Consider the following 16,156-nt stretch of genomic DNA (forward strand, 5'->3'; position numbering starts at 1 on the left):
AAAGACGGTTGAAAAACCGTCTTTTTATTATCTGTTTAACGCTTTTTAAAAATCGCGTTTAATGAATCCTTTATCGTATACATCAAAAACATACCCACCTTCTTGCAATAGGATGAAAACAAGGTAGCATATAAGGAAAATACTTGTCCACACTACAGCACGTCTAAGCGCTGGTTTTTCATCACGCATGTGCATGAAATCCCAAGTAATGTAGTAAGCTTTCACTACTGTTAGGATGATGAATATCCAGTTAAGACCTTTCATCCCCAAAACGTGCGCCATCAAAACTTCAGGCTTATAAATACCCAAAACAACTTCAACAGCGGTGATGATGGAAAGAAGGATTAATACACCCCAAATTTTCTGGGTATTACTTTTAAACTTAACAGTTCCTCTTAATATTTCTAATTTATGTCCGTGTGCCATTTCTTAAATGCTTTTTCTGATTAAACTAGGTAGAAGAATGTAAATACAAATACCCAAACTAAATCTACAAAGTGCCAGTAAAGTCCAACTTTCTCTACCATTTCGTAACTCTTTCTTCTTTCGTAAGTTCCTAAGATTACGTTGAAGAAAATAATGATGTTAATCACCACTCCAGAGAACACGTGAAATCCGTGGAAACCAGTAATAAAGAAGAAGAAATCTGCAAACAAAGGTGAACCGTATTCGTTTACGTGAAGGTTAGCTCCTTCTACAACGGCTTTACCGTTCTTCTTGATAACAGCAAGAGACTCTTCTCTTGAAAGGACCGTTTTGTGACGGTTGTTATCAGTCAATTGTTGTGTTCTAACAAGTATGTTATCGTGAGATTCTAAACCTTTTATAACGTCCTCCATAGTGTACGAAGGCAAAGCATCTTCACTAGTAAACCAAATACCAGTTTTATTTTCGTGCTGAGTTCTAGTATTGTGCTCTGCCGTTACAAAATCACGTAAAGCAACTCTATGTCCATCTGTATCCACAAACTGAAGAATGTTCCCTCCTTTAGTTTGAACAGCACCGTAATCACCTTTAATGAAGGTTGCCCATTCCCAAGCCTGAGAACCAACGAATATTAAACCTCCAATAATAGTTAAGAACATATACCAAGTAACCTTAGCTTTGTTCAGTTTATGCCCAGCGTCTACAGCTAACACCATAGTTACAGACGACATAATAAGAATGAAGGTCATGAAGGCCACATAAATCATAGGTAACTCTTGCCCGTGTAAGAACGGTACGTGAGTAAAGACCTCATCGGCAATTGGCCATTCATTAATAAATTTGAATCTTGAAAATCCGTAAGCTGCTAAAAATCCGGAAAATGTTAATGCATCAGAAACGATGAAAAACCACATCATCATTTTACCGTAACTTGCACCAAGAGGTTGGTTGTCGCCGCCTCCCCAAGTTTTGCCTTCTGTTTCAGCATTTACTACTGTAGTACTCATACTTAAGGTTTAGTTAATAAAGTTGCACAAAAATAATCAATTTATTTATTTAAAGAAGTATAAAAACAAAAACAGATACAGCCACAATAAGTCAACAAAGTGCCAAAATGTTGCTGCAAGTTCAAAACCAAGCATTTTCGTTGCACTGTACTTCTGTTTAAAATGATTATAAATTACCACTAACAAGCAGATTAGTCCCGCTACCACGTGCAATATATGCATCATAGCAATCAGGTAAATGTAAGACATCGTTACATTACTTGTAGGTCCGGTAAAATTATAACCTGCATCGATAATCTCTTGAAAGCCCATAAACTGGTTATAGACAAAGGCTATCCCTAAGCCCAATGTAGCCAAAAGCATGATAGAAGTTAAACTCCTATTATTAACTTTTAGAGCTCTAGCAGCAACCACGAATGTAATGCTACTAATAATTATCAATACAGTACTTATGATAAACGCATTTGGTAATTGAAAATCCTTTAACCAATCTGGACGACTACTACTTACTACATAGGCACTAGTCCATCCCGCAAACGACATAATTAGCGAAGCGATACCAAACCAGAGCATCATCTTCTTGGCTCTATTATTCTTTTCTTCTACCGTACCTTGGGTTAAATCCATAACTATCTTAAAAATTTATCTACTACATAAACAATTTGAAGCAGGGTGATATACGATACACTTGCCAACATAAGCTGCTTTGCTGCCAAAACAGTCATTTTCTTAAATAACTGTATAGCGTAATACAACATCCCCATTCCCAATAAAAATACAATCACTGCTGCGACTATACTTAATTGAAGTCTTCCTGTAAATCCAAATACAGGAATTATTGAAACCAACACAGTCCAAATGGTGTACATAATGGTCTGCACTGCGGTTCCTCTATCCTGTTTGCCTGTTGGCAACATAAAGAAGCCTCCTTTTTTATAATCTTCATACAAAAACCATCCAATAGCCCAAAAATGAGGAAACTGCCAAAAGAACTGAACCATGAACAATGTTCCCGGCTCAATACCGAAGTCGTTTGTTGCAGCAACCCATCCCAACATAAATGGAATAGCTCCTGGAATGGCACCAACAAATACAGCTAAAGGCGTTTTTGTTTTTAAGGGTGTATAAACACAAGTGTAAAGGAAAATAGAAATCGCACCGAACATTGCGGTTTGCTGATTAATATTATAAAGTATTGCTATTCCTAAAACAGTAAATATACTAGCTATGATAAAGGCAGTGTTAACAGACATACGCCCGGCAGGAATTGGACGGTTTTTGGTACGATCCATCAAAGCATCCAAATCTTTTTCTATGATTTGGTTGTAAGCATTTGATGCGCCTACCATAAAATACCCTCCAAGGGCTAAAAGAATCAATGTTTTAATCTCAACAACTTCAACTCCCAAAAGATATCCCGCAATTGATGAGAATACCACGCTTAATGCCAAACGCATTTTTGTGATCTCTTTAAAGTCTGAAATTATAGAAGCTGTTGCTAATGACGTTTTTGTATCGCTCAATGTACTTTACTTTGACGCCTTAAAGGCGGGTGCAAAGATACTTTAATAATTCCTATTCAACAATGGCATTTCTATGTTAATTTTGAAGCTCTTAGAAAGTCAAACCAACAGCTGGATTAGGGTTAAGGCAACAGACAAGAACACAAAGAACGCCATCAGAATTAAACGCTGCCCAAGAATAGCTCCTCTTCCAATCAAAGCCCAAATTGCTATTGAAGCAATAACCAAAGAAGCTAATGAAACATAAAACCTATTATCTTGTTCTATAAAACTTAAACTTGGTGCAAACAAAATGTTTATGAATACTGATGCAAATATTAGCAATCTTAAATTCTTTGTAGAAATTATTTCGAGCTTCATCATAAATTAAAAATCAAAATACCAATTAAAAAGGTCGGTTCGCAATCCTAGGTTGAACCAGAACGTATTGTTTTGATAAACATCCATTGTTTGAGCATTAGGATCAAAATTCCTTACAATGGTACTTGCAAACAATTTTAAATTGGTTGCTGGGTTTACCAAATAGCCGAATTGAAGCTCTCCATTAAAAATATTGGTTTTTATCCCTTGACCTATTTTCACATTGTTATCATAAGGACGTTCATTATAATTACGGTAAATATCTCCACCGTAACTAAAATTATCCTCTTCAGTATTATAATCAAATCCCTTTGTCCCAATAATAATTTTGGCATCGGCATACCAGCGCTGGTAGTTATAGCGCCCAATCAATATGAATTCCCTAAAGTTAGACCCCCATAAATGCGCCATAGATTGATTTGCATGACCATAATTCAATACAATAGTATTATGGCTGTAGGTATAAGGCCTCACCTGGTTGTATTCTAACTGAAGCATTAGATTATCCACATTAAGGGCATTAAAATATTTTAGTCCAAATTGATACCCCCACTTATTCTTCCAACTTTTTTCAGCGGCCTTTACATCGCTTAAAGAAAATTCATCAAGTACAAACTGTCCGTATGCATACACATTATCTGAGAGTTTATATTTAATGGAAAGGCCTAATATTGCATTTCCAGCACCTTGACCACTTTCAAACTCCAAAGCTCGGAATAGAATTATTGGATTGACATAATTAATATCGAAACCTCGTCCATTTACATCGGTCCACATCACCGATTCAAACAACCCAACATTCAATCGTTTGGATACATTTAAACTCAAATAATGATTTGCCATGTATTTGGTTAAAAAGGCATCCTCAACAACCACTTCAGGGCGCACATCACGCAACCACATCCAAGTGCTGGTATATTTAATTTTCCAAAACTTTGTATTAAGCTTTAAATAGGTATGAGGACTTGCTGCATCACTCAAAAACAAAGAGCGATAACCATCTCCTATAAAGTTTTTACCATGTCCAAATTGAACATTAATGAAATCTGCTGGAGTATAGGACAAATAAGCTTCGGCTACCGGATAGTCGTATGCATCATCCTTAAACCCTTTACCAATACCACGCCCAGGAATAATAGCCGGATCTGGTCCAAAGGCTTTTAAACTCTCAGCGTATTGATTGAAATATTGTGCAAAACGCCCTTGACTTTCATAAACTGATGTAAAGAAATTAAACTTCTTCCCCAATCCTCCTTGAAAATAAAGTCCTCGTGTATTGTTAAACGTAGAGTTAAAATCGGCATCAAAATCCTTCCCTACTTCAAAATCGAAAATAAGGTCTACGGTAAACCAATAATCTTTTCCCTGTAACTGCACAAAATGTTCATTCCAAAGTTTTCTTCCAAACCAAGTAGATCTATCTTGCTTTAACGCCTCTTGATCGGCTTTTAAATCCTGATATACTGAAACATCCTCATACATGTAAGGCTTGCTTGCTGTATGACTATTTGTTCCAACCAAGTTCATGCTTCGCTCAAACCTAGCATAATAACTATGCACAAATGGAATATTCAATTGGCTTGTCAAGGCCTTATCTTCAAAAGGCACTTTACCTTCACTTACCTTATCATATTCCTGCTTAGCCTCTTGTTCTAGTTGAACTACTCCTCTTGCTTTAGCATCGATAATATTTCGACCACTTCCATCCAACGGAATAGGAATGGCTATAGTGTATTGCTTAAATGTGGGCTTGCCATTATAACTAGCTGGTTCAACTTTGGGCAAATCTCTAAAAAACCTTTGAGTCTCACTTTTTAGAGACTCGTACATGGCATCGACATAAATCACTTGGAATCCCCCCTTTGCATTTATCTCAAACAGTACAACAACATCTCCTTGATAATTAGAATTGACTAAATCTTCAGGCACCTGAAAATCGGCTTTTATTCTAGCAAAAAGTGATTTATTAAAACAGCTTTCTAAATCGATTACGGCCAAACTATCACAACCTGGGAAAACAGGCGGTTTTTCGGGAAGCAATTTTTCTTGGGCATCAACAGACCACTGTACACAAATAAAAAGAAAAATGTAAAGGTATCTCATACAGAAACCGTGGGGATTAAAGCGGAAAGATACTACTTTTTGAAGAATGAATATTAAAAAACCGCTACACAAAATAGAGTAGCGGCTTTATTAACACATGATTAATAAATCAATCTCTAACAACAAAGACAATTGGCAAACTATACATAACGTCAACAGCCTTGTTGCTTTGTAAGCCAGGTGTCATTTCAGGTATTTTATTAATTACGCGCTCGGCTTCATTTTCTAAAGCTGGATGTGGCGCCCTTACTTTTACATCCTTAACATTACCATCTTTTCCAATCTTAAACTGGGTATAGATAACTTGTTTACCTTGCAATCCTAAATCATTAGCTAAATCAGTATTAAACTTTCTTTGAATGAGTCGAGTTAATTTCTCCGACATACAACTTCTTCTAGCGTTATTATCTTTTAAGTCTTCGCATCCTGGATAAATGGGTACGCGCTCAACACCTAGAATTCCATACGCAACTTCATCGGGCTTGTCAACTAAATGAATATCCTTTAATTCAACTGGAGGGTCATCTGTTACTTCAGGACCAGTAATAAACTCTTTAGTGTCAAGAACTGGATCATCGTCTTTGCGTAAGTCTATTACATCAATTAATTGGGTTTTGACTTTCTTTTTTTGAGATACTGGTTTCTCTTCAACATAAATTTTTAATTTCTCATTAAAACTATAGGTTTCATCTTCCATAACCGTGGCATGATAATCACTGAGATTAATAGTTTTTTGTTCAAAATCCATTTCAAGAAGACCATAAGTTGCCAATAAGCACAGGATAAGTCCAATCTGAAAGTACAGGGTTGAGTTTTTTTGTAAATTTACATCGCGTTTATGCGTTGTTTGTTTAGCCCCTCCGTTTTGCCGAACGGATTTGCTAGAATTGTTTTGTGAATTCATAATATTAAATTTAAACTGTTAATATTTTCACAAAATGCAATAAGCGTACCAAAAAAAATCCCACTACATCTGTAGCGGGATTTTTTATATAGTCATTTTACTTATTTAGTCCTGAACTTGGAACAAGATTGGTAGAGAGTATGGTACTATTACCGGTTTACCACGTTGCTTACCAGGTTGCATTTTAGGAAGCATCTCAATTACACGCTTAGCTTCATCCTCTAGTCTTGGGTGTGGTGCTCTAGCACGCACATTGGTTACATTACCATTTTTATCAATCTTAAATATAACACTAATACGTTGTCTTCCACTTAACCCTAAATCACTCGCTAGGTCTTTATTAAACTTACGGTTAACAAACTGAGCAATCTTTTCAGACATACATGCTCTTTTCTCATTATTCGACCCTTTTTCACAACCAGGATAAACAGGTACATTCTCGATAACAGCAAACGGAACCTCAACAACTTCCTCTATGCCTTCATCAACCTCAATATCTTCAACCTCTACAATCTCTTCTTCCTGATCTGTTTCAGTTGATTCTATAATAGTTTCCTCAACCTCTACCTCGTCCTCAACAACTTCAATTACTTCAGAAGGTGCTGGTGGCGGTGGTGGCGGTGGCGGTGGTGCTTGAAGAGTTTGAGTGATTGGAATTTCTTCGTCCAATTCCTCATCAACACTCAACTGACCTATGTCAATCGCTTCCTTTTCGTAGGTTTTGTAATTGATGGCGTAGTTTGTAATGAACAACATTAACGCCAATCCAATCGCAAAATAAAGCCCGCTGTTACGTCCAACATTTGCTTTAGGATTTTTCTTAGGTTCCATAATTTGTTCTGTTTTTCAAGACTGCTAAAATAACCAATTATTTGGCAAAAAAGCAAGTGATTACTATTTTTTCATGTTAAGTCTTTTCCTCAAAATGATAAAAAGCCCCCCTACAACGACACCGATAAAATTGGCCACAAAATCTAAAATGTCAGCCTGTCTAACATCTGTCGCCGTGTCCTGTAACACCTCAATAATTATACCAAAGACAATAGAGATAATTGCAGCAAACAAAAGTGCTTTCCCCCTTTTTAAACCAATTCGATAAAACAAGGCATTAAACCATAGTACCATTAAAATAGCGTAAGCTACCAAATGATATATTTTATCACTATTGTTCTCGGTTATTTTTGGAAGATTGCTTATGTTTAAAAGGCTAACGGTGGCCAAGGCCACCGTATAGCAAGCAACTATAAAAATTGATAGTTTTTTAAGCGCCGATAAGCTCTTTATAATCATCTGCAGAAAGTAGATTGTCAAGTTCACTCACATCAGAGCATTTTACCTTTACCATCCAACCTTCTCCATAAGGATCGTTGTTAACTTTCTCTGGCTCGTCCTCTAAAGACTCGTTAAATTCAATAATTTCACCCGATACAGGCAAAAACAAGTCTGACACAGTCTTAACTGCTTCAACAGTTCCAAATACTTCTTCGGCATCTAAGGTTTCATCTAAGGTGTCTACCTCAACGTAAACAATATCTCCTAGCTCGCTTTGAGCAAAATCTGTAATCCCTACGGTTACAATATCGCCTTCCACCTTGATCCATTCGTGGTCTTTAGTGTACTTTAACTCTGATGGAATATTCATTTTTTTAGTTTAAAGTTTATTATCGCAAAAGTATTTATTCGCTGCTTAATTTTCAAACCTTATCGGTTAATTACCGAAATTATATCTCAAGGTGAACCCAGAACGTATTGTAGTTTGCGGAAAAGCAGTTGATATGGCATATTCTGAGAAGGAATAATCAAAATAGAAAATACCGGTTAAGTACTTACTAAATGCATATTCTGCCGTGTACTTTGCTCCCCAAATAGTCTGCCCTGAGGTAATTTGGTTGTTTTCTACATCCAAATATCTAATAATAGTCTTATTATCCCGGATTGCAATATCGGCCTGCATAATCAAATCACTCATTATAGTTTGTCTCGGACCTGCTAATTTGGATTTTAGTCTAACGTCTTTAAAACGATACCCCAATCCAACCCGATACTCATTACCTTGTATCTCGGTTAGTAAGTTATTATCAAAGCTTAATGAAAGGGAACGATCCCTTCTAATTTCCGTTAGAATTTTAATCGAGTTTTTCATTTCGAAATCAACACGAATTAAGGGAGTAAACATTTCCGACAAGTTCACGTTGCTATAAATCTGCTTACTTTTATAATCTCCCGATTGATTTAAAACATCGTCAGGTTGATTATTGTAAGATATACCATAATCAATATCCTGATAATCCAAATTACTTCTAAACTGATTGATCGTATAAGTGGAGCGATAACCATGAGTTAAAGAAAAACGTTTAAACTTCTCTTTAAACCATTTAAATTTCATTAATCCCGTGTACTTAACATCCCAGTTTGGAAGAGGTGTGTCCCTGAATGAACTCAAACTAATACTACTAGCACTTTTACCTGTATAAGCAGCCAAAAATGAAGGCAATAACACCTGCTGACTTGTTTTACCATACCCTAATGGGAATCCGTTAACATCTCCATTCTCAAAATTATCCGGATTGGACATATCTACCCCTTTACTGGCAGCTACTCGTCTGGCTATCTCTAATCGATTGTTTCTAAGGTCATCGAATGCATCAGATCCGAATTCATCACTTTTTCCAAACGCAGTACCAAGCATTATTGTGGATATATTAAAATTACCATACTCATTTGGAGTTAAGGAGTTGTAATCTGGAATACCGTCTGGAACACCGTCTGGCCCAGTATAATCTTCTACCCTATAGTTTTCTGTATAATTATCCGAATATAGACGGTTCATTACCAAGTCAATCTTCAAATCTCTTACTGGTTCTATATTAGCCGCAATATCCAATTGACGGTTGTGGACCTCGGTATACTGCTGATTGAATTCCGGATATGTAGTCAACCAACCGTTACGCGCAGCAAGACTTCTCACATCACTTTGGCTACCAAAAGTATATCCGAAGGTAGGCTTGAATGTTCCAATAAATCCAGGAGTTTGCAAATAACCAGGAAGGAAATTCCCGTTATTTTCACTGTAGTTAACTTGTATACGTTTTACACTTGTTAATAAATCAATCCCTGCATTTAATAACTTAGTCCCTCCATTACTTTTCGTTTTAGCTTGCTGATCGTCTTTTGCATCATCTGGCGCATTCGCTCTGTCTCTACTTCTGGTATCACGACTCCCTCTTACTGGCTTTTTCACTAAGCCAATATATCGGTAAAGCTTGTTCATGTCCAAAGTAGAGTTAATGTTATGGGTATTCGCATTCTGTATGCTGTGTCCTAGATTATAACTCTGGGTCGTTTCTCCCGGATCTACCGGTGGTGTCCACGGGTTAATCTCGTCAGACCCTTTTTGCCACTGAAAATCTCCTGTATAAGAATAGGTAGCTCTTAGGAAACTTAATGCGGGTATTTTATACAGTGGGATATCATAGTTAATCCCTAATTGCTGATACTGACGATTGGGATCTCCAAAATCAAAGAAACCATCCCACACACCTAAAGTAGGGTCTTGCTCTCCCCGACGTATATCGTTATCTACAAAATAGTTTCTAACGATGTTATTATTAGATGCCGTAAAGTTAAGCTGCAAACTTTGAGTTAAATTATAATTGATGGTGTATTGGAAATCAAATGTATAATTTCGCTTATAAAGTGTTTCAAGCTGAAGGTTATCGCCAGTCAAATCAACCTCTCTGAATTTCTGTTGGTTAAATCGCCTGTTGATATCTGTATTAACAGAAAAAGTTGCTGGAAGCAAGCTAAGGTTAAAATCCTTAAGCAGTTTCCAATTCTTTCCTGTAAATAGTGAATCATTCTTTTTGAAAGGTTCTACAACAACAGGATTAAAATTATAAGAATAATTTACCCCCGCTCGAACCGTTTTATCCACCGAATTCTCAATCTCGAAATCACGATGCTCAACTTTATTATAAGAATAGTTCAACGTAAGGTTTTCAACATCGTAAAAATGAGGACGCTTTTCTGTTGTACGATTCTTTCGGACTCCAATAAAGTTGATACTCTTTCGCTTGGTATAATTTTCATTAGCATTCAATATCTCTTCTCGCTCTTCATCGCTTTCGGCATTGTCCAATCGCGTATCGAGTTCTATATCTCCATAAAACTGATCGTACTTAGGGGTTATTATTTCTTCTCCAACTCCATAATTAAACGGAATTTGTATCCCCCAATCTTTAGGCAATAATTGGCCTATATTTACATTGGTTACAACATCATACTGTTTTACATCTTCTCGGCTTCGCTCATTTGGAGTTTGCTCAATACTTCCAAAACCAGAAGTACTTGTTCTCCCAGTAGCACTAATGTTAGCAAAGTCGGCAATATTTGAATCCATACTTAAAACAGCGGCCCAACCTCCTTCGTTATCCATATCGGACAAACGTAACTCGTTAAACCAAAATGTTCCACAGGCATCATCATTTAAACCTGGATCCGCCGGATTCTTTATACCAATCATTAAGGTACGGATACTTCCAAAGTTAGGATTACCCTTAATTGCTACCCGCTGTTGGCCAGGAGTGTGTTCTGAAAATTCAGGAACTGAGTTTTCTGTTAAACCACCATCAACCACATCGTAGAAAATAGCTTCACCACTGGTAATTCCATCAGCAGAAATAGACTTAGCTTTTATTTCCTGTAATAACTTGAGCGGTAAATCTATTTCATTATCTGCCGGCCACACTTCATTAGGATCCGTACTGTTTGGTATACTTACCTGCAACGGAATTTCTACTTGGTAATAGTTTTCGTTAAGGTCATTACCCATTCTAATAAATCCTACCATTTCATTAGATTCCAACCCATCAACAACTTGCCCCTCTGCATGCATAAACATGCGAATCTTTTTGTACTGGCGCATGTCTAGATTTATATTCTTGTACACAGCTCGGGAATCCTCTCCGTGAAGGTCACAAACATTAAGCACCATAGATTGCTCATTTTGATCAACAACGGTATTATTGTTAAAAAGCTGCTCTTCGTAAACCCCTGGTGGGCTTACATAGTTACCTTCATTCTCTTGAGTGCTTATTACTCCGATAGTAAAATCGGTGTCTTCATACTCTTGATTATCATTGTTAAGTATTTGCGTATATCTTCTCCAATCACTACGAACCAAATCCAAAGCACCAAAACGCATTACTGTTGGCTGGGTAAACTCGTTTAAATAGATACGGGCAAAACGTACCGATCGGAAATCTGATATCCCATTATATCGCTTAAATTGAGGATACTGTACATTATCGTCAAACACTTCTATTGGCTGGTTTACCGGCACCCTAAACTGATACCATCTTACAGGAACATCAGTATCTCCGTTAGGCATGTCTCGAGTTTTGTTCTTTACATCAACAATAAATTCTCTTAGTGGGTTAGTATCTGGTAAATCATCAATTTCGTCTGCAAATTCAGGAAGATATTCTGGTTTAATATCTAAAATATATTCAAAATAACTATCAATGGTATTCATTGTGTTATCTCGGTTAATATCCTCTACATCAGGCTGTGTAGTACTCCCTCGATTTGTATCTGTAAATGTTTCGGGAGAGTTTCCTTGTACTCCATTATACTTTCTATAACGTTCAAATAAATCTCCATCAGTATTTAAGAAATATGTATAGTTATCTAAAGCAGGGTCTTCACCAAAAGCAGCCCCAAACTGAGCAGCTTCTTCCTGATCATCATAACCATCATAACCGACGTCTTGATTTGTTCGCTCCTGACCAGTAGTGTCGAATGTATAGACCAAAGATTGGTTTTGAGGCACAACGGTTCCCCAAACCGTTTGGGGCAACATACTAACGTTACCGTCTGATGGCAATCCATTTTCATATTGTTTACGACCATCCTTTATAACATCTTCTGAAACGTTTCCTAAGTTAAACACTAACTTACCTCCAGGATTGTTAGAGTTTTCCTGAAAAGGATCCTGTAACCAAAATTCAATGTACTCTACATTTGCTTGTTCAAAATCTGTAGATGTTAACTGCCTTGTAATTCCTGCCCAACTATCCGTTGGATTGTCCAATTGACCATCCTGAGCATTTGGATCGAAATTATAAATACCACGTTCATCAGGGTAATAAGCCAAGTCTAAAGTGTTTAAAACCGTAGTTTGGCCCTGAACAAGATCCTGGTCTGGGAATAGCTCCTGAATAAACACCCTTGAAGTAAACAGACTTGATAAATCGTCGTCTGTAATACCTCCTGGACGTTGACTGCTATAAAAAACAGGATCAATCATATACCAGTTTAATCGCGCTCTTCCAAATCCGTTTTCTATACCGTTAGCGTCGAAAACATCTGTTCCATTCAGATTTAATGGCCTACTGGAATGAAACCAAGATTGAGGGGACCTTAAATCTATTGAATTTTGAGACCCTTCAAAATCATCAATATATGCCGTAGCCTCTCCGTTAAAATCAGTTCCTTTCGGCGCTCCTGCTTTTAAATATGCAAAATCACCACGAACGGAAAGATTGGATGGCACATCGGTATCAATATTTGGAAGCTTATTCACCATTCGGGTTAAAAACGGAACCTCTGTAGAGTAGTTCCCATTAAAACCTAACATAGTATTGTTGATAGGCTCTGTACTATAATTGGCCTTTTGGGTAATAGGTCGCTCCCTTAAATTAATAACCGTACCATTCAGAACAAAGTTCTCATTAAAACGATGTTCTACATTTAAGCCCATATAACGTTTGGTTTGCTGACCAAAAACGGCATTGTTTTCTGTAGAGACCTCAATAGGCGTATTCGATGCTTTAAGTGCTTCGTCCAAAATTTGCACACGTCCCAACTGATAGTTCACAGTATAATCAATCCCCTCAACAAGAACACGACCTCCTGCTGTTACTCTAACCGATCCTCTAGGCACGTTAAACGCCCCTATGGGAATACCTTCTCCTCCTGCTGATTTATAGCGGCCTTTTAATTGGAATTTATTTTTTTCTACAGCCTCAAGAGCAGCCGTTTTAGTGCTCTTATAAAGCACATCGTAAACATATTTGTTCTGATTGGGGTTAAAGACACCATCTTCATAATCTTGATTATTGTTACCCGTTCCATCATCATCAAGTATATCGAACAGATAACGTCCAAAAGGCTCTACCTTAGTGAAAACAATTTTTCCGTTTTGAGGGATTACCGTAATACCTGGAACATAATCAAAGAATCCGTCACCGCCAGCCTGTGGATCATTGTTATAATTCAATCGATCTAAATTGAATAAACGAATTAAGGGCGTTTCGGTTATTAAGTATCCATCATCTGGATCTGGAGTATTGTCTGGATCGAAGGGAGGGAAAACCGTACCCTCAACTGGTTTAATATAGTTTAGAGCAGAAGCTTCATTATAGAAAATATTAAGCCTAAATTCTTCCTGCTCCAACTGATAAGCCCCAGTGTCGTAAATATTTTTCATCATCAAATCCCAAATAGGTTGTTGCACATTAGTAATGCTACTTTTAAGCATTTTAAGCAACAAGGTTTGGGTTCCATTTTGTGCAACAACAACAGCGTCATCAATACCATTACCGTCATTATCATTACCTCCAGTTTGATCAACGTCAGAATTATCGTTTATACCATCACCATCAGAGTCGGTTCCATTATCTGGAGTTCCATCGCCATTTATGTCGACATCGGCAATATTGGGGATTCCGTCACCATCATCATCGGTATTGGGAACCCCGTCATTAGCAAACTCTCCAACTTGATATACTTGTCCTCCAACCGTAAACTGGTAAGCCACAGCAAGGGTTTCATCGTTATTGAGTCTTTGGTTCAAAGAAATATACCCCAATTGAGGATGAAGCGTATATTCCGAACCTTGAGTTAATTTTCTGGCATTTTCCAACTTCCCATAATCTGAACCTTCATTGGTTCCTGGAATTAATATTCCTGATTGGACCGTAGCAATGTCACGAACAGCATCATTAAGTTGAGATCCTGCTCCACCAACATTAGTTGGGTCGAACCCGTTATTTCCATTGTCTGGATAGGAACCACCTGGATTGAAAATGTTTAACTGATCATTAAAAATCTTATCTGTTTCCCCAATATCCTGAAATGCCACAACGTTTCTTACGTTGTCTGTGGAATTATTTCTATTTGTCACCCAAACTTCTATTCGGGTAATCTGTATATTGTTTGCTATATATGGATATTTAGAAAGTGATTTATCATAGTTATCCCTAAAATACTGAGAAAGGAAAAAGTGGCGGTTTTCATCATAATCCCTAGCAAAAAACTCAAACTCTTCAAGAGTCCCTCCTCCTTGAGCAACTACTGTTCTTGTATCTGACTTTTGTTCAGAAAATACTGCAGTTACCGTAGTTCTCCCAAATTGTAATTGAGTTTTCACTCCAAATAAACTTTGAGCTCCAGTAATCAAGGAATTGGTCAAGGGCATGCTTACATTACCCACTTCTATTTTTTGGATAATATCGTCTTCTGTAGGAGTGTATTCCAACTTGACAACATTTTGAAAATCGAAGGTAGATTGGGTATCGTAATTTGCATTTACTTGTAAACGCGTCCCGACTTTACCTAACAAGCTCAAACTGATACGTTGATCGAAATCGAAAGTAAAATTACTTCTATTTCTGGGAGAAAAAGCAGGATTATCCTGTTTAGAGAATAATACACCCAAATCCATTTCTACCGAACCTTGAGGGATAACCTCTACTGTGTCGCCTCCAAAAATAGTTTCAAAAAAACTGGAATTTACATAAAAAGCAGGTAATAGGTTTTTTTGCTCTTCTTCGGCCCCTTCCTTTATACCATCATAGGCATCAATTTTCTCCTTATAATAGGCCTTAAGACTTTCTTGAGCGACCAACGCTTCAAACTCCTCTGGGGTTAGTATGACCGGATAATTAATATTGAATTCACCTACTGTTTCTGTATAGATATATCTATCTGTTATAGGGTCGTAGGTATACTTACTAGAAATACTAGGAGGGTTTGGAATATCTATTTTCCCTAAACTATATCCTGTTTTGGTAGAGTCTTGTTCTGTTACAGGATCATCTTGGGCCATTGCTATGGTAGATACCATAAAAGCCAAGAAAGTTAGAATGTAGTTTAATGAATAATATGAATTATGGTTGGTCTTATCCAAAATCTATTATAAGTTTTTAAGCGCTTGTTTAATGATGGTTTCAACTGTTGCTTCTGGTTCTGCCGCCAATATCTTATCAACAACGCGTTCGGACTGCTTTTTAGTATATCCCAGCACTTCTAAGGCAGATAACGCTTCTTCTTTGCTGGTATTGCCCTGAGCAATAGAAACTTCGTCAATATCATATATTTTAAGGATTTTATCCTTCAAGTCCAGTATGACACGCTGGGCAGTTTTAGCTCCTATCCCTTTAACAGACTGAATTAAAGCAACATCGTTTGCAACAATACCCTCACGGACTTGCTTAGGGGACAATGAAGAAAGCATTGTTCTTGCAGTACTAGCACCAATACCATTAACTGAGATAAGTAATCGAAAAATCTCGCGCTCTGCAAGAGACGAAAACCCATAAAGCGTATGGGCATCCTCTTTAACTTGAAGATGCGTAAACAGTTTAATGTTCTCTTGATTGGGAATCTTGGAAAATGTATGCAATGAAATGTTTAACAAATATCCTACCCCATTACAATCGACGACAACATCTGTCGGATTTTTCTCTACAAGTTTACCTTGGATATGTGTGATCATTAATTTCTATTTGTCAAACCTCAAATGTAATAAAATTATCGGCATACCAAAGTGC

General features: G+C 37.2%; 12 protein-coding genes. 1 reads left to right on the plus strand and 11 read right to left on the minus strand.

Annotated elements, in window-relative coordinates; genetic code table 11:
- Positions 1 to 45: 45 nt before the first annotated feature.
- The 4 genes from PWU04_RS04795 to cyoE are packed head-to-tail and all read right to left on the minus strand — an operon-like array spanning position 46 to position 2,956.
- Positions 46 to 426, minus strand: a complete 381-nt coding sequence (locus PWU04_RS04795; protein WP_274474695.1) for a cytochrome C oxidase subunit IV family protein — start codon at positions 424 to 426, stop codon at positions 46 to 48.
- Positions 427 to 446: 20 nt separating this feature from the next.
- Positions 447 to 1,433 carry a cytochrome c oxidase subunit 3 gene (locus PWU04_RS04800; RefSeq protein ID WP_274474696.1) on the minus strand — a complete coding sequence of 329 codons (987 nt, stop codon included), beginning with the start codon at positions 1,431 to 1,433 and terminating at the stop codon, positions 447 to 449.
- Positions 1,434 to 1,478: 45 nt separating this feature from the next.
- Positions 1,479 to 2,060: a cytochrome c oxidase subunit 3 gene (locus PWU04_RS04805; RefSeq protein ID WP_274474697.1), complete on the minus strand. Its 582-nt coding sequence runs from the start codon at positions 2,058 to 2,060 to the stop codon at positions 1,479 to 1,481.
- Between the two features lie 2 nt (positions 2,061 to 2,062).
- Positions 2,063 to 2,956 carry a heme o synthase gene (gene cyoE / locus PWU04_RS04810; RefSeq protein ID WP_274474698.1) on the minus strand — a complete coding sequence of 298 codons (894 nt, stop codon included), beginning with the start codon at positions 2,954 to 2,956 and terminating at the stop codon, positions 2,063 to 2,065.
- A 73-nt stretch (positions 2,957 to 3,029) separates the two neighbouring features.
- On the opposite strand from cyoE, the gene PWU04_RS04815 reads away from it, so the two are divergent.
- Positions 3,030 to 3,203 carry a hypothetical protein gene (locus tag PWU04_RS04815; RefSeq protein ID WP_274474699.1) on the plus strand — a complete coding sequence of 58 codons (174 nt, stop codon included), beginning with the start codon at positions 3,030 to 3,032 and terminating at the stop codon, positions 3,201 to 3,203.
- A 119-nt stretch (positions 3,204 to 3,322) separates the two neighbouring features.
- Here PWU04_RS04815 and PWU04_RS04820 read toward each other — a convergent pair whose 3' ends face one another.
- The 7 genes from PWU04_RS04820 to ruvA all read right to left on the minus strand — a co-directional run bounded on the left by PWU04_RS04820 (position 3,323) and on the right by ruvA (position 16,101).
- A complete protein-coding gene (locus PWU04_RS04820) occupies positions 3,323 to 5,419 on the minus strand; it encodes an energy transducer TonB (protein WP_274474700.1) in 2,097 nt (698 codons plus the stop codon).
- Between the two features lie 109 nt (positions 5,420 to 5,528).
- The gene (locus PWU04_RS04825) at positions 5,529 to 6,323 is read right to left on the minus strand and encodes an energy transducer TonB (protein ID WP_274474701.1); all 795 of its coding nucleotides are present in this window, start codon (positions 6,321 to 6,323) and stop codon (positions 5,529 to 5,531) included.
- Between the two features lie 105 nt (positions 6,324 to 6,428).
- Positions 6,429 to 7,154, minus strand: coding sequence for an energy transducer TonB (locus tag PWU04_RS04830; RefSeq protein ID WP_274474703.1), 726 nt, complete (start codon positions 7,152 to 7,154; stop codon positions 6,429 to 6,431).
- A 63-nt stretch (positions 7,155 to 7,217) separates the two neighbouring features.
- Positions 7,218 to 7,613, minus strand: coding sequence for a VanZ family protein (locus PWU04_RS04835; protein ID WP_274474705.1), 396 nt, complete (start codon positions 7,611 to 7,613; stop codon positions 7,218 to 7,220).
- Positions 7,585 to 7,965, minus strand: a complete 381-nt coding sequence (gene gcvH / locus PWU04_RS04840; protein ID WP_274474706.1) for a glycine cleavage system protein GcvH — start codon at positions 7,963 to 7,965, stop codon at positions 7,585 to 7,587. The genes PWU04_RS04835 and gcvH overlap by 29 nt, the downstream gene beginning before the upstream one ends.
- A 66-nt stretch (positions 7,966 to 8,031) precedes the next feature.
- Positions 8,032 to 15,513 (minus strand): T9SS outer membrane translocon Sov/SprA, encoded by a 7,482-nt coding sequence (gene sov / locus PWU04_RS04845; RefSeq protein WP_455027818.1) that lies wholly within the window; start codon positions 15,511 to 15,513, stop codon positions 8,032 to 8,034.
- A 6-nt stretch (positions 15,514 to 15,519) separates the two neighbouring features.
- Positions 15,520 to 16,101: a Holliday junction branch migration protein RuvA gene (gene ruvA, locus PWU04_RS04850; protein WP_274474708.1), complete on the minus strand. Its 582-nt coding sequence runs from the start codon at positions 16,099 to 16,101 to the stop codon at positions 15,520 to 15,522.
- Between the last annotated feature and the right edge of the window lie 55 nt (positions 16,102 to 16,156).

The organism is Mangrovimonas aestuarii (assembly GCF_028767185.1).
In the GTDB taxonomy this organism is placed as follows: Bacteria; Bacteroidota; Bacteroidia; order Flavobacteriales; family Flavobacteriaceae; genus Mangrovimonas_B; species Mangrovimonas_B aestuarii.